28 protein-coding genes and 1 pseudogene are annotated in these 26,929 nt (G+C 73.9%); 13 read left to right on the forward strand and 16 right to left on the reverse strand.

What is annotated here, in order from left to right; genetic code table 11:
• Positions 1-23 precede the first annotated feature (23 nt).
• Positions 24-983: a glycoside hydrolase family 16 protein gene (locus tag LWC35_RS40605; protein WP_232874088.1), complete on the forward strand. Its 960-nt coding sequence runs from the start codon at positions 24-26 to the stop codon at positions 981-983.
• A gap of 193 nt (positions 984-1,176) precedes the next feature.
• The gene (locus tag LWC35_RS31945) at positions 1,177-2,148 is read left to right on the forward strand and encodes a DMT family transporter (protein WP_308194714.1); all 972 of its coding nucleotides are present in this window, start codon (positions 1,177-1,179) and stop codon (positions 2,146-2,148) included.
• 102 nt (positions 2,149-2,250) lie between these two features.
• Here the strand turns inward: LWC35_RS31945 and LWC35_RS31950 are convergent, their stop codons facing one another.
• Both LWC35_RS31950 and LWC35_RS31955 read right to left on the reverse strand, forming a co-directional pair.
• The gene (locus LWC35_RS31950) at positions 2,251-3,498 is read right to left on the reverse strand and encodes an MFS transporter (RefSeq protein ID WP_232874089.1); all 1,248 of its coding nucleotides are present in this window, start codon (positions 3,496-3,498) and stop codon (positions 2,251-2,253) included.
• A 99-nt stretch (positions 3,499-3,597) separates the two neighbouring features.
• On the reverse strand, positions 3,598-4,974 hold the full coding sequence (locus LWC35_RS31955) for an NCS2 family permease (RefSeq protein WP_232874125.1): 1,377 nt from the start codon (positions 4,972-4,974) through the stop codon (positions 3,598-3,600).
• Between the two features lie 193 nt (positions 4,975-5,167).
• On the opposite strand from LWC35_RS31955, the gene LWC35_RS31960 reads away from it, so the two are divergent.
• On the forward strand, positions 5,168-5,422 hold the full coding sequence (locus tag LWC35_RS31960; RefSeq protein ID WP_232874091.1) for a DUF2530 domain-containing protein: 255 nt from the start codon (positions 5,168-5,170) through the stop codon (positions 5,420-5,422).
• 59 nt (positions 5,423-5,481) lie between these two features.
• The gene (locus LWC35_RS31965; protein ID WP_232874092.1) at positions 5,482-6,219 is read left to right on the forward strand and encodes an SDR family NAD(P)-dependent oxidoreductase; all 738 of its coding nucleotides are present in this window, start codon (positions 5,482-5,484) and stop codon (positions 6,217-6,219) included.
• A 15-nt stretch (positions 6,220-6,234) separates the two neighbouring features.
• Here the strand turns inward: LWC35_RS31965 and LWC35_RS31970 are convergent, their stop codons facing one another.
• The 3 genes from LWC35_RS31970 to LWC35_RS31980 form a co-directional block, all read right to left on the reverse strand.
• Positions 6,235-6,465 carry a hypothetical protein gene (locus LWC35_RS31970; protein ID WP_232874093.1) on the reverse strand — a complete coding sequence of 77 codons (231 nt, stop codon included), beginning with the start codon at positions 6,463-6,465 and terminating at the stop codon, positions 6,235-6,237.
• A gap of 41 nt (positions 6,466-6,506) precedes the next feature.
• Positions 6,507-7,670, reverse strand: coding sequence for a L,D-transpeptidase (locus LWC35_RS31975; RefSeq protein WP_232874095.1), 1,164 nt, complete (start codon positions 7,668-7,670; stop codon positions 6,507-6,509).
• A 180-nt stretch (positions 7,671-7,850) separates the two neighbouring features.
• Entirely contained in the window at positions 7,851-8,921 is a 1,071-nt protein-coding gene (locus tag LWC35_RS31980) for a UDP-N-acetylmuramate dehydrogenase (RefSeq protein WP_232874097.1), read from the reverse strand.
• A gap of 36 nt (positions 8,922-8,957) precedes the next feature.
• Here LWC35_RS31980 and LWC35_RS31985 point away from each other — a divergent pair, with 36 nt between their 5' ends.
• The 3 genes and pseudogenes from LWC35_RS31985 to LWC35_RS41125 all read left to right on the forward strand — a co-directional run.
• The gene (locus LWC35_RS31985; protein WP_232874099.1) at positions 8,958-9,449 is read left to right on the forward strand and encodes a DUF2505 domain-containing protein; all 492 of its coding nucleotides are present in this window, start codon (positions 8,958-8,960) and stop codon (positions 9,447-9,449) included.
• A 51-nt stretch (positions 9,450-9,500) separates the two neighbouring features.
• Positions 9,501-10,409 carry a GNAT family N-acetyltransferase gene (locus LWC35_RS40610; protein ID WP_308194715.1) on the forward strand — a complete coding sequence of 303 codons (909 nt, stop codon included), beginning with the start codon at positions 9,501-9,503 and terminating at the stop codon, positions 10,407-10,409.
• 338 nt (positions 10,410-10,747) lie between these two features.
• A pseudogene (locus LWC35_RS41125) lies at positions 10,748-11,050 on the forward strand (GNAT family N-acetyltransferase); the annotation flags it as partial.
• Positions 11,051-11,091: 41 nt separating this feature from the next.
• On the opposite strand, the gene LWC35_RS31995 reads toward LWC35_RS41125, so the two are convergent.
• Positions 11,092-12,321 (reverse strand): MFS transporter, encoded by a 1,230-nt coding sequence (locus tag LWC35_RS31995; protein ID WP_232874100.1) that lies wholly within the window; start codon positions 12,319-12,321, stop codon positions 11,092-11,094.
• 77 nt (positions 12,322-12,398) lie between these two features.
• On the opposite strand from LWC35_RS31995, the gene purU reads away from it, so the two are divergent.
• Complete coding sequence (gene purU, locus LWC35_RS32000) at positions 12,399-13,292, forward strand: formyltetrahydrofolate deformylase (RefSeq protein ID WP_232874101.1); 894 nt, start codon at positions 12,399-12,401, stop codon at positions 13,290-13,292.
• 9 nt (positions 13,293-13,301) lie between these two features.
• Here the strand turns inward: purU and LWC35_RS32005 are convergent, their stop codons facing one another.
• The 7 genes from LWC35_RS32005 to LWC35_RS32035 form a co-directional block, all read right to left on the reverse strand.
• Complete coding sequence (locus LWC35_RS32005; protein WP_232874102.1) at positions 13,302-14,699, reverse strand: FAD-binding oxidoreductase; 1,398 nt, start codon at positions 14,697-14,699, stop codon at positions 13,302-13,304.
• A gap of 42 nt (positions 14,700-14,741) precedes the next feature.
• A complete protein-coding gene (locus LWC35_RS32010) occupies positions 14,742-15,002 on the reverse strand; it encodes a hypothetical protein (RefSeq protein WP_232874103.1) in 261 nt (86 codons plus the stop codon).
• Between the two features lie 133 nt (positions 15,003-15,135).
• Positions 15,136-17,442, reverse strand: coding sequence for an endopeptidase La (lon, locus tag LWC35_RS32015; RefSeq protein ID WP_232874104.1), 2,307 nt, complete (start codon positions 17,440-17,442; stop codon positions 15,136-15,138).
• 259 nt (positions 17,443-17,701) lie between these two features.
• Positions 17,702-18,244 (reverse strand): YbaK/EbsC family protein, encoded by a 543-nt coding sequence (locus LWC35_RS32020; RefSeq protein WP_372463141.1) that lies wholly within the window; start codon positions 18,242-18,244, stop codon positions 17,702-17,704.
• Positions 18,241-18,588: a DUF2516 family protein gene (locus tag LWC35_RS32025; protein WP_269805170.1), complete on the reverse strand. Its 348-nt coding sequence runs from the start codon at positions 18,586-18,588 to the stop codon at positions 18,241-18,243. Before LWC35_RS32025 ends, LWC35_RS32020 begins: the two co-directional genes overlap by 4 nt.
• A gap of 133 nt (positions 18,589-18,721) precedes the next feature.
• Positions 18,722-19,561 carry a hypothetical protein gene (locus LWC35_RS32030; protein ID WP_232874108.1) on the reverse strand — a complete coding sequence of 280 codons (840 nt, stop codon included), beginning with the start codon at positions 19,559-19,561 and terminating at the stop codon, positions 18,722-18,724.
• A gap of 5 nt (positions 19,562-19,566) precedes the next feature.
• A complete protein-coding gene (locus LWC35_RS32035) occupies positions 19,567-19,995 on the reverse strand; it encodes a helix-turn-helix domain-containing protein (RefSeq protein ID WP_232874109.1) in 429 nt (142 codons plus the stop codon).
• A gap of 124 nt (positions 19,996-20,119) precedes the next feature.
• Here LWC35_RS32035 and crcB (LWC35_RS32040) point away from each other — a divergent pair, with 124 nt between their 5' ends.
• The gene (gene crcB / locus LWC35_RS32040; protein WP_232874111.1) at positions 20,120-20,578 is read left to right on the forward strand and encodes a fluoride efflux transporter CrcB; all 459 of its coding nucleotides are present in this window, start codon (positions 20,120-20,122) and stop codon (positions 20,576-20,578) included.
• Positions 20,575-20,931 (forward strand): fluoride efflux transporter CrcB, encoded by a 357-nt coding sequence (gene crcB / locus LWC35_RS32045; protein WP_232874113.1) that lies wholly within the window; start codon positions 20,575-20,577, stop codon positions 20,929-20,931. Before crcB (LWC35_RS32040) ends, crcB (LWC35_RS32045) begins: the two co-directional genes overlap by 4 nt.
• A gap of 16 nt (positions 20,932-20,947) precedes the next feature.
• On the opposite strand, the gene LWC35_RS32050 is transcribed toward crcB (LWC35_RS32045), so the two are convergent.
• Both LWC35_RS32050 and LWC35_RS32055 read right to left on the reverse strand, forming a co-directional pair.
• Positions 20,948-22,153, reverse strand: coding sequence for a DUF445 domain-containing protein (locus LWC35_RS32050; protein WP_232874129.1), 1,206 nt, complete (start codon positions 22,151-22,153; stop codon positions 20,948-20,950).
• Between the two features lie 252 nt (positions 22,154-22,405).
• The gene (locus LWC35_RS32055; RefSeq protein WP_232874115.1) at positions 22,406-22,918 is read right to left on the reverse strand and encodes a hypothetical protein; all 513 of its coding nucleotides are present in this window, start codon (positions 22,916-22,918) and stop codon (positions 22,406-22,408) included.
• A gap of 285 nt (positions 22,919-23,203) precedes the next feature.
• Here LWC35_RS32055 and LWC35_RS32060 point away from each other — a divergent pair, with 285 nt between their 5' ends.
• Positions 23,204-24,115, forward strand: a complete 912-nt coding sequence (locus tag LWC35_RS32060) for an NAD-dependent epimerase/dehydratase family protein (protein ID WP_232874117.1) — start codon at positions 23,204-23,206, stop codon at positions 24,113-24,115.
• 69 nt (positions 24,116-24,184) lie between these two features.
• Here the strand turns inward: LWC35_RS32060 and LWC35_RS32065 are convergent, their stop codons facing one another.
• Positions 24,185-24,388, reverse strand: coding sequence for a cold-shock protein (locus tag LWC35_RS32065; protein ID WP_037051431.1), 204 nt, complete (start codon positions 24,386-24,388; stop codon positions 24,185-24,187).
• A gap of 405 nt (positions 24,389-24,793) precedes the next feature.
• Here LWC35_RS32065 and LWC35_RS32070 point away from each other — a divergent pair, with 405 nt between their 5' ends.
• Positions 24,794-25,756 (forward strand): acyl-CoA desaturase, encoded by a 963-nt coding sequence (locus tag LWC35_RS32070; protein ID WP_232874119.1) that lies wholly within the window; start codon positions 24,794-24,796, stop codon positions 25,754-25,756.
• Positions 25,757-26,055: 299 nt separating this feature from the next.
• Positions 26,056-26,859: a hypothetical protein gene (locus LWC35_RS32075; RefSeq protein ID WP_232874121.1), complete on the forward strand. Its 804-nt coding sequence runs from the start codon at positions 26,056-26,058 to the stop codon at positions 26,857-26,859.
• The last annotated feature ends 70 nt before the right edge of the window (positions 26,860-26,929 follow it).

Genomic DNA, 26,929 nt, shown 5'->3' on the forward strand with positions numbered 1-26,929 from the left:
CAGGAAGGACGAGTGAGGACGCCGTGCCGCCGACCGACCTGCCGCCGACCGACCTGACCGCCCACCTGGCCCGTCTGCTCGCGACCGGGGTCGCCGCCCTGCTCGGCTTCGTCGGCCCGGGTGCGGCCGCCTCGCCCGCCGACGTCCCGGTGGTCCGGACCGCCGCCGAACGCCCGGACAGCGGGGGCGAGCGGGTCCGCCGCATCCCGGCTCCACCGCGCCACCCCGGCCTCGGCCCCTCCCGGGGGACGCGTGACGGGGCCGCCCGCGCGCCCGCCGGCGCCGGCGGGGGGAGCACGGGCGCCCTCCCCCGCAGCCGGACCGGAGCCACACCGACCCGTACCGGGGACGGGCGCACGGCCGCCGCGGCCCTCGGCTGGGGCCGCCCGAACCGCGAGGACGACTTCACCGACGGCCTCGACGGCTGGGGCCTGTACGACGGCGAGGGCCACGGCGGGAACGGCCGCCGCTCCCCCGACGCCTTGTCGATCCGGGGTGGCGTCCTCGTCGTCACCGGCTCGCCCGACGGCACCACCGGCGGCATGGCCTGGAACCCCGGGCAGAAGTACGGCCGCTGGGAGGGCCGCGTCCGGGCCCCGGAGAGCGACCCCAGCTACCATGCCCTGCTGCTCCTCTGGCCCGACGCCGAGGACTGGCCGTCGGGCGGCGAGGTCGACTTCATGGAGATGTCCGATCCCGACCGGCGGAGCACGGACATGTTCCTGCACTACGGCGCCGACAACTCCCAGCTCCACGGCGACGTCGAGGTCGACGCCACGCAGTGGCACAACTGGGCGGTGGAGTGGACGCCGGACCACATCGCGGCGTTCGTCGACGGCGAGGAGTGGTGGCGCACCGACGACACCGGCACCCTGCCGCCCGGGCCGATGCACCTGACGATCCAGCTGGACTGGTTCCCGCACGGCGGCGACGTCCGCGAGTCCCGGATGGAGGTCGACTGGGTGCGGCAGTACGACCTGTGACCGGGCCGGTGGAGGCCCCGGACGCGGGTGGGCCCCGGCCGATCCGGCCGGGGCCCACTCGTTTCCCGAACTGACGCGCCGCTCCCACCACGAAGCGACGTGAGTGAAGTTAGCCTACCCTTCCCTTTCTCCGCAACCCCCGTGACGGGAATCCGCGCGAGATCCCGCCGGACGAGGGCTTAGCGTCGAGGCCGTGCGCGAACCCGCCCGGGATCTCCCGGCGCCCGAACCCGACGTCCCGACGACCGAACCGACCGCCACCGCCGCGACCGCGGCACCGGCCGCCGCCCCGGCCACCGCGCCCACCGGTCCGCGCCGGGGCGCCCTCGCCGCGGTCTGCGTGACCGTGCTGGCCTGGGCGAGCGCGTTCGTGGGGATCCGGTTCGTCGGCCGCGCCTATGACCCGGGCGCGCTCGCCCTCGGCCGGCTCGCCGTCGGCACGCTGGCGCTCGGCGCCCTCCTCGCCCGGGGCCGCTGGGTCCGGCCGAGCGGTCGCGAGTGGGCCCTGCTCGCGCTGTGCGGCGTGGCCTGGTTCGCCGTCTACAACGTCGCGCTCAACGCCGCGGAGCAGCGCGTCGACGCCGGCACCACCGCGATGTTGGTGAACATCGGCCCGATCCTCATCGCCCTGTTCGCGGGCGTGTTGCTGCACGAGGGCTTCCCCCGCTGGCTGCTCATCGGGGCCGGGGTGGCCTTCGCCGGCGCCGTCGTGATCGGCGCGTCGTCGGCCGGCGGCGACCCGTCGGACCTGCTCGGCACGGCGCTGTGCGTGGTCGCCGCGGTGACCTACGCGATCGGGGTCCTGGCCCAGAAGCCGGTGCTGCGCCGACTGCCTGCCCTGCAGGTGACGTTCCTGGCCTGCGCCATCGGCACCGTCGCCTGCCTGCCCTTCGCGGGCGCCCTCGGTCACGACCTGGCGGCGGCGCCCTGGAGCGCGACGGCCGGGCTCGTCTACCTCGGGCTCGTCCCGACCGCACTCGCCTTCAGCACCTGGGCCTTCGCCCTGGCCCGGATGGACGCCGGCCGGCTCGGGGTGACCACCTACCTCGTCCCGCCGATCACGGTCGCGCTGTCGGCGGTGCTGCTCGCCGAGGCACCGCCGGCCCTCGCGCTGCTCGGCGGGGCGCTCTGCCTCGCCGGCGTCGGGCTCACGAGGCGTCGGTAGGGGCCGAGAACGAACCAGGCCCCCCGGCCGGAGCCGGAGGGCCTGGCCCTTCCCGAACTGACGCGCCGCTCCCACCACGAAGCGACGAGATACAGGTTAGCCTTACCTTGCTTCTGCCGTCAATCCCTTGATCCGGACGCGCCCGGGGAGCCCGCCGAACCCGGACCGGCGGGCCAGCACGAGCCCGACCGCGACCACCGAGAGTACGGTCACGATCCCGCCGACGACCAGCGGCGCACGGCCGCCGAAGTGCTCGGCCAGCAGGCCCAGCAGCGGCCCGCCCAACGGCGTCCCGCCCAGCAGGAGCAGCATGTAGAGCCCCATGACGCGCCCGCGCATGGTCGGGTCCACCGAGAGCTGGACGGACGAGTTCGCCGCGGTGGTGAAGATCAGCGCCGCGAACCCGACGGGCACGAGGGCGATGCCGGCCGCCACGTACGTCGGCATCAGCCCGGCCACCACGAGCAGCGCGCCGAACACGAGGCCCGCCCCCGCCACGAGCCGCAGCCGCGGCTTGCGGGTGCGCCGTGCGGCCGCGGTGGTGCCGAGCACGGACCCGACCGCGAGCAGCGTGGTGAGCAGGCCGTAGCCCTCGGCGTCGCGGCCGAAGACGTTGCGGGCCAGCAGTGCGAGCGTCATGAAGAAGTTGATGCCGAAGGTCGAGACCAGGAACACGAGCACCATCACGGCGACGAGGTCCGCCCGCCCGCGGACGTACGCGAGCCCGTCGCGGAGCTGGTGGGGCGCCCGCGCCACCCGTTCGGTGCGGTACAGCTTCTCCGGCCGCATCAGCAGCAGGCCCGTGATCACGGCGGCGAAGCTGACGGCGTTGATCAGGAACACCCAGCCCGTGCCGACCGCGACGATCAGCACGCCCGCCGCGGCGGGCCCGACGATCCGGGCGAGGTTGAAGCACAGCGAGTTGAGCGCGACGGCGTTGACGACCTGGCCCGGTCCGACCATCTCGGACACGAAGGCCTGCCGCATCGGCGCGTCGAGCGCGGAGAAGCAGCCGAGCAGCAGGCACAGCAGGTAGACCTGCCACAGCGCGACGACGCCGGTGAGCACGACCGAGCCGAGCGCGACGGCGCACAGCCCCATCGCGAGCTGCACCCCGACCAGCACGAGCCGTTTGTCGACCCGGTCGGCCAGCACCCCGCCCCACAGGGAGAGCACGAGCGTGGGCGCGAACTGCAGCGCCGCCGCGACCCCGAGCGCGGTGGCGCTGCCGTGGGTGAGGTCGAGGACGAGCCAGTCCTGCGCGATCCGCTGCATCCAGGTGCCCACGTTGGACACCACCTGGCCCGAGATGAAGAGCCGGTAGTTGGGTACGCGCAGGGAGGCGAACATGCCGCCGGGCGGTGAGTGCGCGGAGTCCGAACCTGCATCGGAACCTGCGGGGACCGGGGTTTCGGCGACAGCACTCACGATGTAGTTAGTTTACTACAACTACCCGAAGAGTTCACGCAGCGGGCCGACCGCGAAGTACCCCACGAAGGCCACCGCCACGACCCACATCAGCGGGTGCACCTGGCGTGCCCGGCCGGTGGCCGCGGACAGCACGACGTAGCTGATGAAGCCGGCGCCGATGCCGTTGGCGATCGAGTACGTGAACGGCATGATCACGATCGTCAGGAAGGCGGGCAGCGCGGTACGCAGGTCGGTCAGCTCGATGCCGGCCACCTGCCGGAACATCAGCGCCCCGACGACCACCAGCGCCGGCGCCGCCGCCTCCACCGGCACGATGGAGTAGAGCGGGGTGAAGAACATCGCCGCGAGGAAGAGCACGCCGGTGAGCACGTTGGCCAGGCCCGTGCGGGCGCCCTCGGCGATGCCCGAGGCGGACTCCACGAAGACCGTGTTCGACGACGACGAGCCGACGCCGCCGGCCACCGCGCCCGCCCCTTCGACCACCAGGGCCCGGCCGATGTTGGGCAGCTGCCCGTCCTTCTCGGTCAGCCCGGCCTGCTGGCCGAGCCCGGTCATGGTGCCCATCGCATCGAAGAAGTTGGCCAGGACCAGTGTGAACACCAGCAGGATGACCGTCAGCGCGTCGAGCCGACCGAAGGCGCCGAAGGAGAAGTTGCCCACCAGCGACAGGTCGGGCCAGCCGACGATGCTGCTCGGCAGCGTCGGCACGGACAGCGACCAGCCCTTCGGGTTGGTGGCCGACGAGCCGACGTGCGCGATCGCCTCGACGACGATCGCGATGACGGTCGTGGCCACCACCCCGATCAGCAGGCCGGCCCGGACGCCCCGCACCACCAGCACGCCGGTGATCAGCAGCCCGACCACGAAGACGAAGGTCGGCCAGGACGCGATCGAGCCGTTGATGCCCAGTCCCACCGGCACGGTCGTGTGCGCGGCGTCGGGCAGCCGGCGGACGAAGCCCGCGTCGACCAGTCCGATCAGCGCGATGAAGGCGCCGATGCCGACGGCGATGGCGGACTTGAGCGCGGCCGGCACGGCGTTGAACACGGCGGTCCGGAAGCCGGTCACGGCCAGGACCACGATCACGACGCCGTCGAGCACGACCAGGCCCATGGCCTCCGGCCAGGTCATCAACGGCGCGATCGTGACCGCGAGCAGGGTGTTGATGCCGAGGCCGGTGGCGATGGCGAAGGGCAGGTTCGCCACGAGCCCGAACAGGATGGTCATCACGCCGGCGACGAGCGCCGTCACGGCCGCGACCTGCCCGATCGGCAGGATGTTCCCGAGCACGTCGGCCTTCGCGCTCGGGTCACCGGGCGCCACGCTGCCGAGGATCAGCGGGTTCAGCACGATGATGTAGGACATCGTCACGAACGTGACGAGGCCGCCGCGCATCTCGCGGGACGGCGTCGTCTTGCGTTCCGTGAGCTTGAACAGGCGCTCGAGCACGGGCACACGGTAGGCGGCCGCACCCGACCCCGCCGATCCTGGGCCACCCACGGACACCGTTCGTGGTCCGCGCCGTCGACCAGCGGGAACGGTCCTCGCCGCAGGGCGCTGCCCGCGCAGGGCGAGATAGGCTCGGCCCGTGGTCGACCCGCCGCCCCTGCCACGCAGCACCGCCGACGTCACGCTGGTCACGGCGATCGGCACCCTGGTGTGGCTGCTCGGCGCGGTGGGGCTGTTCGTCGCCCACCTCGTGGCCGGTCGGCCGCTCGACATCTGGTTCACCACGTGCGTCAGCGGTGCCCTGCTCGGCGGCATCGGGTTCGGCATCTTCCGCTGGCAGCGCGCCGCGGCGCGGCGGGGTTCCCGGCTCGCCCAGCGCGGGCTCGACGGCTGAACCCTCCCCGCCCTACCGCGCGCGCGGCCCCGCCGCGGCCGGCGAACTAGGCTCGCGGCATGACCGACCGTCCCACCGCCGTCGTCACCGGGGCCAGCTCCGGCATCGGAGCCGCCACCGCCCGCGCCCTCGCCGGGGCGGGCTTCCACGTCGTGCTCGGCGCCCGCCGCGTCGACCGACTGGAGGCCGTCGCCAAGGAGGTCGACGGGACGGCGCTGCGGCTCGACGTCACGGACAAGGCGTCGGCCGCCGCCTTCGTCGAGGCGGTCCCGGAGTGCCGGCTGCTGGTCAACAACGCGGGCGGCGCCAAGGGCCTCGAGCCGGTCGAGGAGGCCGACGAGGACGACTGGCGCTGGATGTTCGAGGCCAACGTGATCGGCACCCTGCGGCTCACCCAGGGCCTGCTGCCGAAGCTGCGGGCCTCCGGCGACGGGCACATCATCACCGTCACCTCGATCGCGGCCCTCGCCCCGTACGACAACGGCGCGGGCTACACCGGCGCCAAGCACGCCCAGGCGATGCTGCACCGCACGCTGCGCGGCGAGCTGCTCGGCCAGCCGATCCGCCTCACCGAGATCTGCCCCGGCATGGTGGAGACGGAGTTCTCCCTGGTCCGCTTCGAGGGCGACCGGGAGAAGGCGGACAACGTCTACCGCGGTCTGACCCCGCTCTCGGCGGAGGACGTGGCCGACGTGATCGCCTTCGCGGCGACCCGGCCGAGCCACGTGAACCTGGACCAGATCACGCTCATGCCGCGTGCCCAGGCCAGCGCCAGCCGGGCCCACCGCGAGGGTTGAGCGCCCGGGCCCGGCTCAGACGGTGTCCTCCGAACGCCGGTTCTCGTGGGCCGCGTCGCCGGGGGCGCGCCCGGCGTCGGCCTCGGCGATGCGCTCCTCGGAGTCCTGGAGGATCCCCTCGGCCTCGGCGTACCGGTCCTCGTCCGGGTCGGTGACCCGGGCCTCCTCGGGCAGCGGCTCGGCGCGGGTCCCGGCCCGCTCGGCGGCAGTGGCGTGCCCGGTGTCGTTCACGGACGGATCGGTCATGGCCCCTGCCTACCCGAGCGGACCGGGTGCCAACCGCGGCGCTACAGCGCGGAGAGGCGCTGCCACTGGTCCCAGGTCAGCGTCCAGTCCCAGACGTCGCCGTCCCGGGCGGAGAGCTGCACGGGGGTGCCCGTGACCTCGACCGGGTCGCCGTAGAGCGCGGTGTCGTAGTAGGCCTTCGCGTTCTCCAACGAGAGGTTGACGCAGCCGTGGGTGACGTTCGACGAGCCCTGCGCGTTCGCCGAGGCCGGGTTGGCGTGGATGAACTCGCCGTTGTTGCTCATCCGTACGGCCCACTTCTCCACGACGTCGTAGCCGTACTGCTGGCTGACCATCCGCTTGTCGGTGAACTTCTCGGTCACCACGTGGACGCCGGAGCGGGTGTTGCGGTCCGGGTCCGCGGCCAGGCCGTAGCTCGCGGGGTAGTTGGCGACCTGCTTGCCGTCCCGGATCACCACCATGCGGAACGACCGGGCGTCGGCCTTGACGACCTGCGCGCGGCCGATCTGGAAGTCGCTGGTCACGTCCGCGGCGCCGAACTGCCCCCCGCCGTAGTCGACGCCGTAGAGCTTCGCCGCGACCGAGACCTTCGTGTTGGCCGGCCAGTACTCCTTGGGCCGCCAGTGCACCCGGGACCCGCCGGCCTCGTCGGGCAGCCAGCCCCAGGCGCCCTCGACCGGCACCGACGTCTGCACGCTCAGCGCCCGCTCGACGGCCGCGCGGTCCTCGACGTGGCTGTTGAACTGGATCTCGATCGGGGCGGCGATGCCGACGGTCCGGCCGTCGGCGATGTTGATCACGCCGCGGACCTGCTTCGTGGGCACGACGGTGTGGAAGCCGCCGGCCAGCGGCACACCGACGCCGTCCTCCCCCTTCGCGGTGCCGGACCAGGCGTACTCGGTGTCGTAGCCCAGCGGCTCGCTGCTGGTCCAGACGGTGCGGTCCGCGTTGAGCGCGCCGGCCACCGGCTCGCCCTGCGGGTTGGTCAGCGCGACCTGCTCGAGCGTGCCGCCCGTCACGCTCACCGAGACGGGTGACGTCGGGTTGATCCCGGTGGCCTGCGCGGCCGGCTCGTACGCCAGCGTGGCCGCCCGCGCCAGCAGCGCCGACGTCGTGTCCCCGCCGCGGCCGGCGGCCGTCGCCGCCGTCACCACACCGACGGTCCCGACCGCGATCACGGCCAGGACCAGCAGCAACCGCCTCATCGTCCTCCCCCGTACGGATTCCCCCGCCCCGTACCAGGGACGCGACGGGGCCGCGGACGTTGCCTCGAGAACCTCGGGAGCATTGTCCGGTCGACGAGGTTACGCGTCACCACCCACAGCGACGACCGCCGACGCGGGCGCGGTTGCACGCCGTTCCGCCCGGCGAACCGTCACGGTCGGTCACAGGGTGCAGCCCACGAGCACCGGCTCCGGGTGCAGCGCGATCCCGAACCGGTCGAGCACCCCCGACCGCACCTCGCGGGCCAGCGCCAACAGGTCCCCGGTGCGGCCGCCGCCGCGGTTGGTCAGGGCGAGGACGTGCCGCGTCGACAGCCCGACCCGGCCGCCGGGTCCCGCGTGGCCGGGGGCGAAGCCGGCGTGCTGGATCAGCCACGCGGCGGGCAGCTTCGTGCGGCCCTCGCCCGCCGGCCAGCGCGGCATCGCCGGGTCCGGCACCGCGGCGTCGTCGACGATCGGGTTGGTGAAGAAGGAGCCGGCGCTCCAGGTGTCGTGGTCGGCGGCGTCGAGCACCATGCCCTTGCCGCGGCGCAGCTCCAGCACGGCCTCGCGGGCCACCTCGGCGGGCACGGTCGCGCCGGGGTCGACGCCCAGGGTGCGGGCGAGCTCGGCGTAGGCGATCGGCATGCTCGCCCCGCCGCCGGGCAGCGCGAACCGCACCCGCAGCACCACTGCGGCGTCGGTGTTCTTGAGGACGCTGGTGCGGTAGCCCAGCCCCAGGTCGGCGGCCGGCACGTGCGTGCGGACCGTCCGGGTGCGCCGGTCGTAGAGGTCGACGTCGACGAGCAGCGCGGAGACCTCCACGCCGTACGCCCCGACGTTCTGCACCGGGGTGGCGCCGGTCAGCCCGGGGATGCCGGACAGGCACTCCAGCCCGCCCAGTCCCTCCGCGACCGTCGCGGCGACGACCGCGTCCCAGTTCTCGCCCGCCTCCGCGGTGAGCAGTACCGACCCGTCCGGGCGGCGCTCGAGCGCGATCCCGCTGCCGGTCAGCCGCACGACGGTGCCCGTGAACCCCTCGTCGGCCACGACGACGTTGGACCCGCCGCCGAGCAGCAGCAACGGCTCGCCGGACTCGTCGGCGGCGCGGACCGCGTCGACGGCGGTGCCGGCGTCGGACGCCTCGACCAGCCGCGCGGCGGGACCGCCGAGCCGCAGGGTCGTCAGCGGGGCGAGCGGCGCGCCGACGTGGACCGGGCCGGCCTGTTCGTCCTGCGCGGGGGAGGTCTGCACAGGGCGCCACGGTAGCGGGCGGGGTAGCCTCCGGCCGTGTCCCGCCCGACGGAGTTCCGTGCCACGAGCCCCCACCCGGTGGACCGGGTGTACGCCGCCCTGGTCGACCGCCAGATCCTCAGCGACCGGCTCGCCACGATGGGCGGCCCCGGCGCGGCGATCCTCGAGTACACCGGCGACGAGAACGGCTGCAAGTACCGGATCCGGCACGGCATCGACGAGAAGGACCTGCCCGGGGTGGTGAAGTCCTTCGTCGGGTCGCGCGGCATCACCATCGAGCGCGACGAGAGCTGGACCCGCTCCGGCGACGGCTACGACGGGACCGTCGGCGTCGAGCTGCCCGGGATGCCGGCGGGCGCGCAGGGCACCATGCGGCTCGCGCCGAAGGGCGAGGGCTCCGAGCTGGTCGTGAACGTCGACGTCACGGTCAAGGTCCCGATCCTCGGCGGGAAGATCGAGGAGTCGGTCGCCCAGCAGATCCACCGCCTGCTGGAGATGGAGACGGAGTACACCCTCTCCCGGATCTGAGCCGGGCGGAACTCGATTGCGCGGGTCTCCCCCGCGCTGCACGCTGCCCGCGTGACCAGCTCGCGTAGCGCGGTGCCCCCGCTCGGGCAGGTCCGGGTGGCACGCCCCACCGACCGGCTCGACGAGGTCGTGGCCTTCTACCGCGACGGGCTCGGGCTGCCGGAGCTCGGGCGGTTCGCCGGGCACGCGGGCTACCGCGGCGTGCTGCTCGGGCTGCCGGGCGCGGGGCACCATCTCGAGTTCACCCACCACGACGACGGCAGCCCCGGTCCGGCCCCGACCCGCGACAACCTGCTCGTGCTCTACCTCGGCGACCGCGCCGCCGTGGACCGGGTCGCGGCCGGCCTGGCCGGGCGGGGGCACCACCCGGTCACCGCCGAGAACCCGTACTGGACCGCGCTCGGCGCCGTGACCGTCGAGGACCCGGACGGCTGGCGGGTCGTGCTGGTGCCGCGCCCCGGCACCGAGCCCGAGCTCGCCGAACCCGTGGTCGAGTGGTTCGAGGGCGAGCGCGACGCGGTGCGCCCGCTGTTCGAGCTGGCCGAGGACTCGGCGGCCGAGCTGGACTCCTCCCTGCGGTGCGGGCGGGTCCTCGTCGCCCGCGCCGGCACCGAGCTGGTCGGCCACCTCCAGCTCGTGCGGACGGAGGAGCCCGGGGAGGCCGAGCTGAAGAACATGGCGGTCCGCGAGGACCTGCGGGGCCGTGGCATCGGCGGCCGCCTCGTGCGGGCGGCACTGGCCGCGCTCGCGGCCGAGGGCACGGCGACGCTCCGCGTGGCGACCGGCGCGGCCGACGTCCGCAACCTGGTCTTCTACCAGCGCCAGGGCTTCCGGATGCGGTCGATCGAGCGGGACGTGTTCACCCCGGCCGCGGGCTACCCCGCGGGCCTGGAGGTCGACGGGATCCCGCTGCGCGACCGGGTGTGGCTGGACCGGGCCGTCGGGGAGGACCCGTCGTGACCGCGCCGGTCGGCGTCGACCTGTACGCCCGCGGTACGGCGACCCTGCTCGCGGCGTGGGAGGAGTACGCCCGCGGGGCCGCGGGGGCGGCCGTGCACCGTCTCGCGGGCGCGGCCGCCGCGGTCTTCCCCCGCGGGCCCGAGCGCGACGTCTACAACAACGCGGTCCTCGTCGGAGGCCTCCGCTCCCCGGAGCGCACCGCCGCACTCGACGCGATGGAGGAGGTCTACGCGGCCGCCGGCGTCACGCGGTTCGCGGCCTGGGTGCACGAGGACGACCGGGCGATGCGGGCGGACCTGGAGCGCCGCGGGTACGGCCTCGACGAGACCACGCGGGCGATGGGCCTGTCCCTCGACGACCTGCGCGTGCCCCGCCCGGCGCTCGACCTCGCCCCGCCGGACTGGGCCGGGTACCTGCGCGTGATCGAGGTGCCGGCGGACCTGCTGGCGGGGGCCGACCACGCCGCGTTCCACGTCGTGGTCGCGCGGCTGGGGACCGAGGCGGTCGCAGCGGCGATGGCGTACGACCACGGCGACGACTGCGGGATCTACAACGTCGGGACGCTCGCCCCCGCGCGGCGGCGCGGGTTCGGCACCGCGGTGACCGCGCTCCTGCTGCACGAGGCGCGGGACCGCGGCCGCCGCACCGCGAGTCTGCAGGCCACGCCGATGGCCGAGCACCTCTACGCGGCGCTCGGGTTCCGGGACCTCGGCCGGATCCTCGAGTTCGTCCCGGAGGTGCGCCTCCGCCGGACGGCCACGACCAGCCAGAGCAGGAACCCGGCCGTCGGGAAGGCCGCGCCGGCGATGCTCACGCCGGCCCAGCCGTGGGTCGCGTACAGCGCCGACGACAGCCCGCTGCCCGCGGCACCGCCGAGGAAGTAGCTGGTCATGTAGGCCGTGTTGAGCCGACTGCGCGCCTGCGGCTGCAGCGCGTAGATCGTGTTCTGGTTGCTGATGTGGCTGCCCTGCACGCCCAGGTCGAACACGACCAACCCGATCGCGAGCGCGACCAGGGAGAACGCGCCCAGTCCGAGCGGGATCCAGGACAGCGCCACGAGCCCGAGGAACGCCCCGGTCGCGCCGAAGGAGTGCCCGCGGTCGGCGAGCCGGCCCGCGAACCGCGCCGCGACCGCCCCGGCCACGCCGAACAGCGCGAACAGGCCGATCGTCGCCTCCGAGAGCCGGTACGGCGGCGCGGCCAGCAGGAACCCGACGCTCGTCCACAGCGCCCCGAACGACGCGTAGCCCGACGCCCCGAGCGCCATTCGGAACCGGAGCACCGGCTCGTCGCGGATCAGCCGGACCACCGAGAGCAGCAGCCGCGGGTACGGCAGCGACGTGCTCGGCGCGACCACCGGGAGGGTCCGCCACAGGGCGAGCACCGCGACCGCGGTCAGCGCGGCACCGAGCGCGAACACCCCGCGCCAGCCGACGACCTCCGCCACCAGCCCGGCGACGACCCGCGACACGAGGATCCCGATCAGCAGCCCGCTCATGACGGTGCTCACCACGCGGCCCTGCTCGCCCTCGGGCGCGATCGACGCCGAGAAGGGGACGAGGATCTGCGCCGCGACCGTGGTGAGGCCGACGAACCCGGCCGCGGCCGCGAGGACCGGGAGCGTCGGGGACAGCGCCACGACCACCAGCCCGAGGACCGTCACCGACAGCATCGTGACCACGAGCCGACGGCGTTCGAGCAGGTCACCGAGGGGGACGAGGGTCGCCAGGCCCAACGCGTAGGACAGCTGGATCAGGGTCAGCACCGCGCCGATCGCCGACGAGGGCACCGCGAAGTGCGCGGACAGCGCCGCCTCGAGCGGCTGCGCGTAGTAGTTGTTCGCGATGATCACGCCGGTCGCGAAGGTCATCGCGGCGACGGCCCGGGTGCGGGCACGGTCAGGGGTCGTCACGCAACGATCGTGCGTCGCGGTCCGGTCGTGGCGCACCCCACGCGGAACGTGACGTTCGCGATGGCACCCTTGTCGTCGTGCAACCGGAAGCCGACCGCCGCTACGTCATCACCTTCAGCTGCCCCGACCGCACGGGCATCGTCGCGCGGATCGCCGGTTTCCTCGCCGAGACGGGTGCCTGGATCGTCGAGGCCGCCTACCACGCCGACGCGGAGGAGGGCTGGTTCTTCACCCGCCAGGCCGTCCGGGCGTCGTCCGTGCCCTTCGACGTCGACGAGCTCCGCGCCCGCTTCGCCGCCATCGCCGAGGAGTTCGGGCCCGAGGCCACCTGGCGGGTCACGGACAGCGGGGTGCCCAAGCACGCCGTCCTGCTCGTGACCCGCGAGCCCCACTGCCTGCACGACCTGCTCGGTCGCGTCGCCGCCCGCGAGCTCCCGGTCACGCTCGACGCCGTGGTCGGCAACCACGAGGACCTCGCGCCGCTGGTCAAGGCGCACGGCGTCCCGTTCCACCACGTGCCCTTCCCCGGCCCGCGCGACCCGAAGCGGGAGCAGGGCAAGGTGGAGTCGTTCGAGAAGGTCCGCCAGATCGTCGACGCCCACGAGCCCGACGCCATCGTGCTCGCCCGGTTCATGCAGATCCTGCCCGCGCACCTGTGCGAGGAGTGGGCGGGCCGGGCGATCAACATCCACCACAGCTTCCTGCCGTCCTTCGCGGGCGCACGCCCGTACCACCAGGCGCACGCCCGCGGCGTGAAGCTGGTCGGCGCCACCTGCCACTACGCCACGGCCGACCTCGACGCCGGCCCGATCATCGAGCAGGACGTCATCCGGGTCGACCACGGCGACACGGTCGCCGACATGGTCCGGCGCGGCCGGGACGCCGAGCGCCTGGTCCTCGCGCGGGGCCTGCGCTGGCACCTCGAGGACCGGGTGCTGGTGCACGGCAACAAGACCGTGGTCTTCCGGTAGGACGTTCCGTCAGGCGGGCTTGATGTTGACGTTGCCGCGGAAGAGGTTCGCCGGGTCGTAGCGGCCCTTGATCCCGGCGAGGCGGTCGTACTTCGCGGCACCGTAGGTGGCCCGGACGCGGTCGTCGTCGTCGCTGTCGAAGTAGTTCACGTACGCCCCCGCCGTGCCGGCGAGGGGGCGGACGATCTCGGCGGTGTCACGCACCCACTGCCGGTCGGCCGCCAGCGTCCGCGCATCGGTGGCCGCCGCGACGAGGTCGACGACGTACTGGACCTGCCGGCGGCCGCCGTAGGCCGTGGCGTCGTCGGCCACGCGGGTGTACGCGCCGATCAACGGGAAGGCGAAGGAGAAGCTCATCGGCGAGGTCTTGGCGCGCGCCCGGGAGTAGAGCACCTCGAGCGCGTCGTCACCCAGCTCCTCGAGGTAGAGCGACTTCTCGTAGTAGAAGCCGCCCCAGGGGGCCGAGTCGTCGATCGCCTGCTGGGCGCCCGCGTACGGCATCGGCGTCACGAGCTCGAACAACGGTGGGGCGTCCCGGTGCAGGGGCTCGAGGATCTGCGCGTGCTCCTCCGCGGAGCCGAAGCTCACGAGGATCAGCGCGCTGCCGAGCGCGAAGTGGTGTTCCTCCGGCACGAACGGCGCGGGCGGCGCGTTGAGCCCGATCGCGAAGAGGCATCCGGCCTTGTCCGGGAGGTCGGCCACGACGTCCCGGCAGGCCCGCAGCGGGGCCGTGCCGGCGTCCTGGTGCCAGAACAGCAGGGCGAACTGCACCTCCGGGCCGACCGGGTGCAGCCGGAACTCGAACGAGGTGACCACGCCGAAGTTCCCACCGCCGCCCCGCAGCGCCCAGAACAGGTCCGGGTGCTCGTCGGCGGAGGCGGCGACGAGGCTGCCGTCGGCCAGCACGACCTCGGCGCGGAGCAAATTGTCGATCGTCAGCCCGTGCAGTCCGGTCAGGTAGCCCATGCCGCCGCCGAGGGTCAGCCCGGCGACGCCGGTGTGGCTGACCGTCCCGGCGGGCACGGCCAGACCGTGCTCCTGCGTCGCGGCGTCGAGCTCGGCGAGGGACGCCCCGGGCTGGACGACCGCGCGGCGCCGCGTGGGGTCCACGGAGATCGACTTCATCGGCGACAGGTCGATCGTCAGGCCGTCGTCGCAGATCGCCCGACCGGCGACGCCGTGCGCCCCGCCGCGGACCGCGAGCTCCAGGCCCTCCTCCCGGGCCAGGTCGACGGCGGCCGCGACGTCGCCGGCGGTGCGGCACTGCACGATCAGCGCGGGCCGACGGTCGATCTCGCCGTTCCAGAGCGCTCGGGCGTCGTCGTACCCGGCCTCGCCCGGGAGCAGGGCCGTGCCCTCGATCCGCGCTCGCAAGGCATCCACGTCGAACCTGGCCGTGCTCGTCATCTCGCCCCTCCTCGGCATCGGGGGTCGAGTGTGCGAGGCAGCTCACCAGGGCCGCTGTACGTACTTCCCGCACTCGAACGCCGGGCGCTCGGCCAGCGTGTCGACGACCTCGTCCGGCATCGCGTCGAGGTACAGGCCCTTCGCGTAGGCGTGGATCCCCCAGGGCTCGGCCTCGTCGAGCATCTGCTGGAGCCCGACGTACGGGATGGGCGTCCGCACCTCGAACAGCGGGGCGAGCGCCTCCCGCAACGGCGCCATCGCGGCCGCGTGCTCGTCGGCACTGCCGAAGCCGACCACGATCACGTCGACACCCCGCCGGAAGTGCCGGTCTCGAACTTCGCACCGAGAAGGAGTCCGTGACGAAGGCCACCACTACCCCGAGAACGCCGAACGGCGCCCCTCCGTCAGAAGGGACGCCGTCCGGGAATTGCGTGGATCAGGCGGCGACGCGCTGCTCCACCGGCTCGAGCGCGATCTCGAGGACCTCGCTCACGTCGGCGACCGGGTGCACCCGGAGCTCGCCGCGCACCGACTCCGGCAGGTCGTCGAGGTCGGGCTCGTTGCGCTTCGGGATGATCACGTCGGTCAGGCCTGCCCGGTGGGCGGCCAGCAGCTTCTGCTTGACCCCGCCGATCGGGAGCACCTTGCCCTGCAGCGTGACCTCGCCGGTCATGCCGACCGACGACCGCACCGGGCGCCCCGAGGCGAGCGACGCCAGCGCCGTCGTCATGGTGACGCCGGCCGACGGGCCGTCCTTCGGGACCGCACCCGCGGGCACGTGCACGTGCAGCTTCTTCGACGCCAGGTCCCCCGCCAGCCCGCGCGAGCGCAGGTAGGACAGGGCGATCGACACCGACTCGGTCATGACCTCACCGAGCTGGCCGGTGATCGTCAGGCCGGGGTCGCCGTCCATCTTCGTGGCCTCGATGAACAGGACGTCGCCGCCCGCGCCGGTCACCGCCAGGCCGGTCGCCACGCCCGGGACGGAGGTGCGCTCCGCCGACTCCGGGGTGAACCTCGGCCGGCCCAGGTACTTGACCAGGGTGTCGGCGTCGACGTGGATCGGCGCCTCCTGCCCCGAGTCGAGCCCGACGGCGGCCTTCCGCAGGACCTTCGCCAGGCCCCGCTCCAGCTGCCGCACGCCCGCCTCGCGGGTGTACTCGGCGGCGATCATGCCCAGCGCGACCTCGGAGAACTCGACGTCCGTCGGCTCCAGGCCGGCCTTCTCGACCTGCCGCGGCAGCAGGTGGTCGCGGGCGATCGCGATCTTCTCCTGCTCGGTGTAGCCGTCGAGCGTCACGACCTCCATGCGGTCCGCCAGCGGGCCCGGAATGGCCTCGCCGACGTTCGCGGTCGCGAGGAACAGCACGTTCGACAGGTCCAGGTCCACTTCGAGGTAGTGGTCGCGGAACGTGTGGTTCTGCGCCGGGTCGAGCACCTCGAGCAGGGCCGCGGACGGGTCGCCGCGGTAGTCGCTGCCGACCTTGTCGATCTCGTCGAGCAGCACGACGGGGTTCATCGTGCCCGCCTCGCGGATCGCGCGGACGATGCGGCCGGGCAGCGCGCCGACGTAGGTGCGCCGGTGACCGCGGATCTCCGCCTCGTCGCGCACGCCGCCCAGGGCGACGCGGACGAACGTGCGGCCGAGCGCGCGGGCCACGGACTCACCCAGCGACGTCTTGCCGACGCCGGGCGGGCCGACGAGCGCCAGCACGGCACCCGAGCCGCGGCCGCCGACGGTGTCCAGGCCCTTGCGGTTGCGCCGCGAGCGGACGGCGAGGAACTCGACCAGCCGCTCCTTGACGTCGTCGAGGCCGGCGTGGTCGGCGTCCAGGATCCGCCGGGCCTCGACCAGGTCGTCGGTGTCGACGGTGGTCTCGTTCCACGGCATGTCGAGGATCGTGTCGAGCCAGGTGCGGATCCAGCCCGACTCCGGGCTCTGGTCCGACGCCCGCTCCAGCTTGCCGACCTCGGTCAGCGCGGCCTTGCGGACGTGCTCGGGCAGGTCGGCGGCCTCGACGCGGGCGCGGTAGTCGTCCTCGCCCTCGGGGTCGCCCTCGCCGAGCTCCTTGCGGATCGCGGCGAGCTGCTGGCGCAGCAGGAACTCGCGCTGCTGCTTCTCCATGCCCTCGCGGACGTCGTTCGAGATCTTCTCGGTGACCTCCTGCTCGGCGACGTGCTCCTTCGTCCATCCGAGGAGCTTCTCCAGCCGGCGGGTCACGTCGGTCTCGGCGAGCAGCTCCAGCTTGTGGGAGTTGTCGAGCCAGCTCGCCCAGCCGGCCAGGTCGGCCAGCTGCCCCGGGTCCGTCGTCTGCTGGACGGAGTCGATCACCTGCCACGCGTTGCGCTGCTGCAGGATCCCGACGACCAGGGCCTTGTACTCCTTGGCCAGCTCGTGGGTCCGGCCGGTCACGGGCGACTCGTCGACCGTCTCGGCCTCGACCCACAGGGCCGAACCCGGGCCGGTCACGCCCGAGCCGATGCGGGCCCGCGTCTCACCGCGGACCACGGCGGCACGGTCCCCGTTGGGGAGCCTGCCGATCTGTTCCAGGACCGCGACCACACCGATCGCGGCGTACTTCCCGTCGAGGCGGGGGACGACGAGGACCTTCTTCGACGAGGCGTCCGCCACGTCGACGGCCGCCTGAACCTCCGGAGCGTCGAGCCGGACGGGCACCACCATGCCGGGCAGCACCACCGAGTCGGTCAGCGGAAGCACCGGCAGCTTCAGCGTCTGTGTCATGCCCGGCACAACGCTTACACCGCAAGCCTCATTCCAGCGTTCAAGTAATTCTTCCGGGAGCGAACACAGGAACGTTGAGCCGGGGCCACTCAGCTTCGACGTCGCCGCCCGGCGCCACCCCCGTCCGACGCCGGAAGGCGTCTACCGGCGCGCCGCGCAGATCAGGAGCGACCACGCGGACGTTCGGGCGCGGACGGCCTGGTCGCGTCGGTCGACGCCGCGCGGACAACGCGCTCGCGGAGCAGGCCGGATCGGCGGGTCAGACCGGGCGGGCCAGGTCCTCCACGACCTCGGCCCCGGGCAGCGCGGCGAGCACGGCCCCGGGGACGGCGAGCTTGGAGCCGCGGATCCCGCTGCCCACGACCACGGCGTCGGCCGCCGCGACCTCCGGCGCGATCAGCAGCGGCCAGCCCTCGGGCAGCCCGAGCGGGGTGATGCCGCCGTACTCCATGCCGGTGAGCTCCACGGCCTCGGCCATCGGTGCGAACGACGCCTTGCGGACGTCGAGCCGACGCTTGACCACGCCGTTGACGTCCGCCCGGGTGGTCGCGAGGACCAGGCAGGCGGCGTACCGGACCTCGCCGGAGCGCTTGCCCGAGACCACCACGCAGTTGGCGGAGAACTCGGGCGGGGAGGCGTAGGCCTCGCAGAAGGCCGCGGTGTCGGCCAGGTCCGGGTCGATCTCCGCGACCAGCACGCCGCTCGCGTCGGGCAGCTGCGACAGCGCCTTGACGACGGGTTCGGCGAGCAGTTCGGGGTGGTCGGCGGCGGGGAGCGGGGTCAGGCGGCCGAGCACGCTCACCAGCTGTTGCCACCCCGGGAGGCGGCGACGACGGCCGGCTTGACGTCGACCAGGTAGACCAGCATCGCGACCGTGCCGGCCAGCCAGAACAGGGTGAGCTCGCTGCGCAACCCCTGGAACGAGGCGACGACACCGAGCAGGCTGGGCGAGGAGATGACCCCGAAGACCGGGATGATCAGCAGGAACAGCGCGGCCGCGCCGGTGATGCCCAGCCAGGCGTTCTTGGTCAGCTTGCTGGCCGCCTGGAAGGCGTCGGCACGCTGGCGGACGGCATGCACGAAGGCGTATCCCGAGCACGCCGCGACCACGATGCCGATCACGCACAGCACCAGGCGGTCGAGCATGGTGAACACGTTCACCGGGCCAGACTACGTGCGACGGCGGGATCAGGACATACCCGCACACCGTGAGCGGTGTCCCTGCAGAGGCCGACGGCCCCGGAGCGGGTGCTCCGGGGCCGTCGGGACACGAGCTGCGTCAGCTGTCGGACCTGGTCGTGCCGGTGCGCCGGGTGGCCGGCTTGCGGGTGGCGTTCTTCGGCGTGGTCTTCGCCGGGGTCGCCGCCTTCGCCGCCGGGGTCTCGCTCCGCGGCGCGGTCTCGGTCCGCGGAGCGGGCTCGGTCTTCGGCGCGGTCTGGTTCGCCGCACGGCGCGTGGTGCTGCGCGTGGTGGCGGCGGCCTCGTCACCGGCCTCGTCGACGGCCTGCGCGGCGTCCCGGCCTGCCTCGGCCACGGCCTTCGACGCGTCCGCGGAGACCTCGGTGATGGTCCCCGCGACCTCGTCGGCGGCCTTCCGGGTGCGGACGGCGACCTTCTCGCCGGCCGAGCGGGTCTGGCGGGTCAGCGTGGCGAGGGCCTTCTCCGCGGCGTCGTGCGCGTCGTCGACGAGGGCGTCGACCCGGGCGTCGAACTTGCCGGTGAGCTCCTCGACCTGGCTGAAGGCCTGCTTGACCTGCGGCTGCTTGCGGATCTCGGTCCAGGTGCCCGCACCGTGCCGGGCGAGGTCGGCGTAGGTCTTCTCCGCACGGGCACGCCACACCTCGACGACCTTGCGCAGCTCCTCGGCGGTGAGCCGCCCGCGCAGGCTCTCGATCTCGCCGGGGAGGTCGGAGGCGAGCTTCTGGGCCGCCTCGGCCTGGGCGGTGGCGGCGGTCTTGGCGTTGCTGTACGCGCCCAGGAGGCTGGAGTAGGCGTACTCGCCGGCGCCCAGCACGGCCAGCAGCGGGGTCTTCACGGTCTCCGCCTGCTCGGCGGCGGACTTGGCAGCCTGCTCGCGGACCTTGCGGACGTCCGCGGCGGTCGGCAGCGACACGGCCATGGTGATCACTTCCTCTGTTCGGTCGGGACGTCGGGATCGACCGGTAGGTCGTTCTCCCGCCGGAAGGACTGGTAGATGTCGAGCAGAACCTGCTTCTGACGCTCCGTGAGGGAGGCGTCCGAGAGGACCGCGTCGGTGACGACGCTGGCGGGCCGCTCCTCGAGGATCCCCGCCTTGACGTAGAGCGCCTCGGCGGAGATCCGCAGCCCCTTCGCGATCTGCTGCAGGATCTCGGCCGACGGCTTGCGGAGCCCGCGCTCGATCTGGCTGAGGTACGGGTTGCTGACGCCGGCCGTCCGGGCGAGCTGCCGCAGCGAGACCTGTGCGGCCTCCCGCTGGGCGCGGATGTAGGAGCCGATGTCGTCCACGGTCTTCTCGACGACGTGACCGACCTGGCCCACGGCCTGGTCGATCAACGGCTTGTCCTCCGACATACGCTCACCTCCCCCGGAACACGATCGACCGTACGCACCCGCGCTAGCTCCTGCAAGCGCTGTGCTTGCGCTGGTGGCGTGGGCCTCGTCACGATCCGGGGCGCCTGCGAACTAGAGTGGGTCGGTGACCGAGGAGCTGCCTCCCGCCGGCGAGGACGTCGTCGAGGCGCCCCCGAGACCCGTGATGGAGCCGTTCCGCGGCCAGGGCCGCGCCACGCTCGCGGTGGCGGCCGGCGGGGCCGTCGGCGCGATCGCGCGGTGGGCCGTGGGCCTGGGGCTGCCCACGCTCCCGGGCGCGTTCCCGCTCGGGACCTTCCTCATCAACGTCGTCGGCTGCGCGGCCATCGGGGCGTTGCTGGTGGCGCTGACCGAGCTCCGGCAGGCGCACCCCCTGCTGCGGCCCTTCCTCGCGACGGGGATCCTCGGCGGCTTCACCACCTTCTCGACCTTCTCGGTCGACAGCCAGCACCTGCTGCTGGGCGGGCACCTCGCCCTCGCCGTGGTCTACCTGGCCGGCACGCTGGTCGCCGCCGTGGCGGCCACCTGGCTCGGCGCCGCGACGATGCGGAGGCTCGGCCGATGACCCCCCTGCTCGTCATCCTCGGCGCGGTCGTCGGCGCTCCCGCCCGCTACCTCACCGACCGGCTCGTGCAGTCGCGGCACGCCAGCGGCTTCCCGTGGGGCACGTTCACGGTCAACGTCGCGGGGTCGTTCGTGCTGGGGCTGGTGGCCGGGGCGACCACGTCGCCTGCGGTGACCGCGCTGGTCGGCACCGGGTTCTGCGGGGCCCTGACCACCTACTCCACGTTCGGCTACGAGACCGTCCAGCTCGCGCGGCAGGGCAGCCCGCTCCTGGCCGCCTGCAACGCCGTCGGTTCGGTCATGGCCGGCCTGGGCGCCGCGGGTCTCGGCCTGGCCGTCGGCGCCGTGCTGTGACCGGGGCCCGTCGCGGTCAGAAGACGAGCTGGGAGACGGTGTAGATCACCAGGCCGGCCAGCGCGCCGACGACCGTGCCGTTGATCCGGATGAACTGGAGGTCGCGGCCGACCTGCAGCTCGATCTTGCGGGAGGTCTCCTCCGCGTCCCACCGGGCCACGGTGTCGGTGATCAGCGTCGTGATCTCGCGCCGGTAGTGCCGCACGACGTAGCCCGCGGCGTCGGCGAGCCAGCCGTCGAGGCGGGCCCGCAGCTCGGCGTCGTCGGAGAGCCGGGCGCCGAGCGAGACGAGCCCGTCGCGCACCCGCCCCCGCAGCTCGCTCGACGGGTCCGCGGCGGCGTCGAGGATCATGCCCTTGACCACGCCCCACGCCTGCCCGATGAACTTCTGCACGTCGGGGTGGTCGACGATCTGCTGCTTGACCTGCTCCGCCCGCGCGATCGTCCGCGGGTCGCTCTGCAGGTCCCGCGCGAACTCGGCGAGGAAGCGGTCGATCGCGTGCCGGAGCGGGTGCTCCGGGTCGGTCTTGACCGCCCACGCGTAGCCCTGGACCTCGTTGAAGAGCTTGTCGGCCACCATGTCGTCGACGAACCGCGGCGTCCACATCGGGGCGCGGTCGTGCACGACCCGCAGCACCATCTCCTGGTTGGCCGTGACCCAGTCGTAGGCGCGGTCGCACACGAGGTCGACGAGGTGGCGGTGCGCCCCGTCGTCGAGGATCCCCTCGAGGATCTTGCCGAGCGGCGGCCCGACCTCCTTCTCCAGCAGCTTGCGCACCAGGACCTGCTCGATCAGGTCCTGGACGACGTCGTCGCGCAGCACGGTGACCAGGCCGCGGGCCGCGGTGGCCAGCTCGGCGGTGATGCGCTCGGCGTTCTGCGGCTGCCCGATCCAGCTGCCGACCCGGTGCGACACCTCGACGCGGCCGAGCTTCTCCCGCACCACGTCCTCGGACAGGAAGTTCTCGCCGACGAAGTCGCCGAGGCTGTCGCCGATCGTGTCCTTCTTGCGCGGGATGATCGCCGTGTGCGGGATCGGCAGCCCGAGCGGCCTCCGGAACAGGGCCGTGACCGCGAACCAGTCCGCCAGCGCACCGACCATGCCGGCCTCGGCGGCGGCGCGGACGTAGCCCGCCCAGGCCTGGCCGTGCAGCTCCAGGTACCGCATGACGAAGAAGACGACCGTCGCGCCGAGCAGGAACCCGGTGGCGACCAGCTTCATCTTCCGCAGGTCACGGCGTTTCTGGGCCTCGGCGACCGGGCCGAGGCCCAGCCCGGCCGGGATGCTGCTGCCGGTCGGCCGCGACGGCGCGGTGGCGAGGGCACGGTCGGAACTCACCGCTTCATACTGCCCGTCGGCGGAACGGCGTGCGGCCGCGAACCTGAGAAAGGGCCGCCGAGGGCGACGGCCCCGGGTGGGGACGGCCGGGCCCGGCGGTGGTCCGCCGGACCCGGCCGGGTCCTGGGGAGCGGGTCAGCCCGCGCGGCCGGCGTGCACGGCCGGCGCCGGTCGGTCCACCGGGGCGGAGCGCTGCCGGACGGCGGCCTGGACCGCGTCGACGATCACGGCGGCGTCGGGTACCACGTAGCCGGTGAAGGAGGGACGCACCCGCCACTGGACCCAGCCGTCGGGCCGTTCGGTCGGCGGGGCGAGCACGCCGATGCCGTCCGTGTGGAGCACGACGTCCGTGTGCAGGGACAGCTCCGCTGGGAGCGGGTGGTTCGGGGTCATGGGGAACCACCACGTGTCGCGCGGCGTCGCGGCGACCGGGACGACCATCCCGCGGTCACGCAGCGTGGCGCACACCTGCCGGCCGAGCTCGGCCGGGACCTCGATCACGTCGAGCACGGTGCCCGTGTCGAGCAGGACGTCCGCGCCCGGGCCCGGCACCAGCGGCCACCCGTGCTCGACGTACTCCACGGCGGCCGCCCGCAGCTCCGCGCCGTAGACGGCTCGGTAGCTGTCCCACCACGACATCCGGCTCATCTCCTCTTTCCGTACCGATCACCCGTGACCCGGCGCGCCCGTCCGGCGTCGCCCACATCACATGCAACACCATCGGCGGGCACCGGGTTCGTGTTAGCCGGTCGCTCGCGGTGACCGCACGTGACGTAGAGATGAGTGGCCCGGGCCACCGACGACCGGTCCGTCACCCACCGGTGGGCGGCGGCCGACCGGTCGCCGGCCGGGGACCGGCGGCTACTCCGTCCGAGGTTGCGACCGATCGGCGCACGGGCCAACGGCGAACGGCCGTGCCGCGATGATGGGGACATGCTGCTCGTCACCGGCGCCACCGGCTTCCTGGGAAGCTCGCTCGTCGCCCTCCTGGCCCGGCGCGGCCGGCCGGTCCGCGCGCTGGTGCGCGACCCGGCCCGCGCCGCCGCCCTGCTGCCCGAGGGCGTCCCGACCGCCGTCGGCCGGCTCGACGACCCCGGCTCGCTCGACGCCGCGCTGAAGGACGTCGACGCGGTCCTGCACCTCGCGGGGATCGTCGGCGGCACGCCCGAGGAGATCCGCGCCACGAACGTCCACGGGACCCGGGCCGTGCTCGAGGCGATGCGCCGGGCCGGGGTCCGCCGGCTCGTGCACGTGAGCAGCAGCGCGGCCGTGATGGACGCGTCGGGGCTGGTCGGCGAGCGACCGACGGGCCCGCCGGTCCTCACCGACCCCTACTCGCGGACCAAGGCGGAGGCCGACGCGCTCGTGCTCGGCGCGGAGGGGATCGACGCGTCGATCGCCGTGCCGGTCAGCATCTACGGGCCCAGCCCGGCCGGGCCGCAGAGCTACAACGGGCTGCTGCGGTTCCTCTCGCGCGGGGAGATCGACGAGGTGGTCGACGCCCCGATCGGCTGGGTGCTGGCGGAGGACGCCGCGGAGGGCGTGCTGCTCGCCCTGGACCGGGGCGAGCCCGGGCGGCGGTACGTGCTGTGCGGGGAGGTGGCGCCGTTCGGCCGGGTGCTGAACCGGGCGGCCGAGCTGCTCGGCACCCCGCACCGGGTCCGGACGCTCCCGCCGGGCTCCGTGCTCGGACCCGACGCGTCGACCTTCGCCCGGCGCTCGGAGGTCTACGGCGGGTTCCCGCCGGTCCACGTCGACGACGCCGGCATGCGCGCGCTGGGCCTCGCCCCGCGCGGGATCGAGGAGGGCCTGGCCCTCACCTGTGCCTGGTTGAAGAGCCTCTAGGGCCTCCTGACACGCCGCTGCCGGCGACCCCCGAGGGGATCGCCGGCAGCGGGAAGACTCAGATGCCGCTCAGAGCGGGGTCACCGAGTCGGCCTGCGGGCCCTTGGCGCCCTGGCTGGCCTCGAAGGAGACGCGCTGGTTCTCCTCGAGGGTCCGGAAGCCGTTGCTCTGGATGGCCGAGTAGTGGACGAAGACGTCCGGCCCGTTGTCGTCGGTGGCGATGAAGCCGAAGCCCTTCTCGGCGTTGAACCACTTGACGGTGCCCTGCGGCATAGCTTTTTTCTCCCACACACTGAACGGATCCGGCCGACATGTCGACGGCCAGAGGTTGCGCGGAACCCGACGGGTGGGAGAGGAGACGTCCCCGACCACACGCACGGAACCCGCTGTCACACGTTCCACGCACGCTGTCTCAACGATCGAGGAAGACACGACTGCAACCGCGTCGAACGTTACCACGGTCGGACGTGACCCCGGACGCAGATCCCCCGCGCGCGTCGCGCACCTCCGCTATCCGGCCTTGTCCGGTTCGTTGCGCTACCGTGACCTACGGCCGCAGTCGTGACGGGCCGGCAGGGAAGACACGACAGCACGTCCCGCGTGGCGGACCGCCGCCGCCGCGACCAGGCCGGAGCCGGTCCTCCTCCGACCGACCCCTCGACGTGTGAAGGCGACCGAATGACCAGCCTCGCCCCCGACCGCCCGCAGAGCCAGGCCGCCGAGCCGGCCACCGAAGGCCGTCGCTCGACCCTCGAGCACGTGCTCGTCATCGCGTTCATGATCGTCCCGCTGCTGGCCGTCGCCGCCGCCGTCCCCGTCGCGTGGGGCTGGGGGCTCGGCTGGGTCGACGTCGCGCTCTTCGTCGTCTTCTACATGGTCAGCGGGATGGGGGTGACGGTCGGCTACCACCGGCACTTCACGCACGGCGCGTTCAAGGCGCGCCGCGGGCTGCGGATCGCGCTCGCCGCCGCGGGCTCGCTGGCGCTGCAGGGCAGCGTGGTGTCCTGGGTCGCCGACCACCGCCGGCACCACGCCTACTCCGACAAGGAGGGCGACCCGCACTCGCCGTGGCTCTTCGGCACGGGGCCACGCGCCCTGGTCAAGGGGTTCTGGCACGCGCACATGGGCTGGCTGCTCGACCGCGACAAGACCAACGCCCGCCGCTTCGCCCCCGACCTGCTCGCCGACCCCGCCCTCCGGCGCGTCGGCGACAACTTCCTCTGGTTCGCCCTCACCAGCCTGCTGCTGCCGGGGCTGCTCGGCGGGCTGCTCACCTGGTCGGTCGGCGGCGCCCTCACGGCGTTGTTCTGGGCCGGGCTCGTGCGGGTGGCGCTGCTGCACCACGTCACCTGGTCGATCAACTCGGTGTGCCACATCTGGGGCGACCGCCCCTTCGCCGCGCGCGACCGGTCCGCCAACGTCTGGTGGCTGGCACTGCTGTCCTTCGGCGAGTCGTGGCACAACCTCCACCACGCCGACCCCACCTGCGCCCGGCACGGCGCCAAGCCCGGCCAGATCGACATCTCCGCCCGGCTCATCCGGATCTTCGAGGTGTTCGGGTGGGCACACTCCGTGCGCTGGCCGACCACGCGCCGCCTCGACCGGCTCGCGCGGCGCGCCCCCGCCGAGCACGCCGCGTGACCTTCTCCCGCCTTCCGCTCCACGTTCGGTGACGCTCGTCCCGTCCGGGTGAGGGTGATCGCAGTCGTACGCCCCCGGGTGACGGCGGCACGTGCGCGGCCGGGCGTGTCGTCGCCCGGCCGAGGGTCAGCGGCCGAGTGACCCACCGATCGGGGTCGCCCACACCGGTCACCCTCCCCGACGGGCCTCACGGAGCGCGACTGCGCTACGAGCCCGTCGACGGTGGGGGTCTGGTCAGGACGAACACCTCCTTCGCATGATTCGCCCGTCCCGCCGGGTGATCATCAGGAGGCCTTGCCGTGCGGAAGAAGATCGCGCTCTCGCTCGTCGCGGTGGCGACCGGCGGCAGCGTCGCCGTCCTCGGTGCGGGAACGGCGTCCGCCGCGCCCGTCGCCGACCAGGTACCGCCGGTCACCGCGCCGGCCCTGCCTGCGGTGCCCGTGGTGCCGGCCGTGCCCGAGACGCCGGTGGGCGCGCTGCTCAACGGCGTCCTGCAGGGTCTGCAGGGGCTGCTCCCCGGCCTGCTCGGCGGAGTGGTCCCGCCCGACCCGACGGCCCTCGTCCCGGTGCCGGTGCCCGTCCCGGCCGACGCGAATGCGGCCGCGGCCCCGGTGGCGGCCGCGGCTCCGGTGGCGGACGATCCGGCCGCCGCGGTCCCGGCGGATGTCGCCGCCCCGGCCGCCCGGCAGGAGGTCACCACGGCCGACCCCGCGCAGGTCCCGCCGCTGCCGGCCCCGCCCGCCGTGCCGGACCCGGCCGCCGCGCTGCCCGTCGACCCGGCCGTGCCCGTCGACGCTCCCGCCGTGCCGGCCCTCCCGGCCGACCCCGCGGTGCCCGCGGTGCCCTCGGTGCCCGACCCGGCCCTCCCGCCGGTCCCCGACCCCGGTGCCGCCGTGCCGGTCGACCCGGCCCTGCCGGTCGACGCCCCGGCCGTGCCCGCTCTTCCCGCCGACCCGGGCCTGCCCACCGACCCGGCCGTGCCCACCGTCCCGGACCCGGCCCTCCCGTCGGTGCCCGACCCCGCGGCCGCCGTGCCCGCCCCTGCGGTGCCCCCGGCGCCGGCCCTCCCCGGCGCCGCCGCCCCGACGGCCCCGGTCGGCTGACCGCGCGGTCGACACGTCTCGCGGCCCGGTCGCCTGGCTCCACGGCGACCCGGCCGCGGCACGCCCGGGG

The organism is Pseudonocardia kujensis (genome assembly GCF_021283305.1).
Classification (GTDB): Bacteria; Actinomycetota; Actinomycetes; order Mycobacteriales; family Pseudonocardiaceae; genus Pseudonocardia; species Pseudonocardia kujensis.

Bases quoted from the DNA above. Each gene is read 5' to 3' on its own strand.
- LWC35_RS31950 (WP_232874089.1), bottom strand. From the start codon at position 3,498: ATGTTCGCCTCCCTGCGCGTACCCAACTACCGGCTCTTCATCTCGGGC.
- LWC35_RS31955 (WP_232874125.1), bottom strand. From the start codon at position 4,974: ATGCGCGGCGGCCTCGTCACGTTCGTGACGATGTCCTACATCATCGTG.
- LWC35_RS31965 (WP_232874092.1), top strand. From the start codon at position 5,482: ATGACCGACCGTCCCACCGCCGTCGTCACCGGGGCCAGCTCCGGCATC.
- LWC35_RS31970 (WP_232874093.1), bottom strand. From the start codon at position 6,465: ATGACCGATCCGTCCGTGAACGACACCGGGCACGCCACTGCCGCCGAG.
- LWC35_RS31975 (WP_232874095.1), bottom strand. From the start codon at position 7,670: ATGAGGCGGTTGCTGCTGGTCCTGGCCGTGATCGCGGTCGGGACCGTC.
- LWC35_RS32005 (WP_232874102.1), bottom strand. From the start codon at position 14,699: ATGACGAGCACGGCCAGGTTCGACGTGGATGCCTTGCGAGCGCGGATC.
- lon (WP_232874104.1), bottom strand. From the start codon at position 17,442: ATGACACAGACGCTGAAGCTGCCGGTGCTTCCGCTGACCGACTCGGTG.
- LWC35_RS32025 (WP_269805170.1), bottom strand. From the start codon at position 18,588: ATGCTCGACCGCCTGGTGCTGTGCGTGATCGGCATCGTGGTCGCGGCG.
- LWC35_RS32030 (WP_232874108.1), bottom strand. From the start codon at position 19,561: ATGGCCGTGTCGCTGCCGACCGCCGCGGACGTCCGCAAGGTCCGCGAG.
- LWC35_RS32035 (WP_232874109.1), bottom strand. From the start codon at position 19,995: ATGTCGGAGGACAAGCCGTTGATCGACCAGGCCGTGGGCCAGGTCGGT.
- crcB (WP_232874113.1), top strand. From the start codon at position 20,575: ATGACCCCCCTGCTCGTCATCCTCGGCGCGGTCGTCGGCGCTCCCGCC.
- LWC35_RS32050 (WP_232874129.1), bottom strand. From the start codon at position 22,153: ATGAAGCTGGTCGCCACCGGGTTCCTGCTCGGCGCGACGGTCGTCTTC.
- LWC35_RS32055 (WP_232874115.1), bottom strand. From the start codon at position 22,918: ATGAGCCGGATGTCGTGGTGGGACAGCTACCGAGCCGTCTACGGCGCG.
- LWC35_RS32060 (WP_232874117.1), top strand. From the start codon at position 23,204: ATGCTGCTCGTCACCGGCGCCACCGGCTTCCTGGGAAGCTCGCTCGTC.
- LWC35_RS32065 (WP_037051431.1), bottom strand. From the start codon at position 24,388: ATGCCGCAGGGCACCGTCAAGTGGTTCAACGCCGAGAAGGGCTTCGGC.
- LWC35_RS32070 (WP_232874119.1), top strand. From the start codon at position 24,794: ATGACCAGCCTCGCCCCCGACCGCCCGCAGAGCCAGGCCGCCGAGCCG.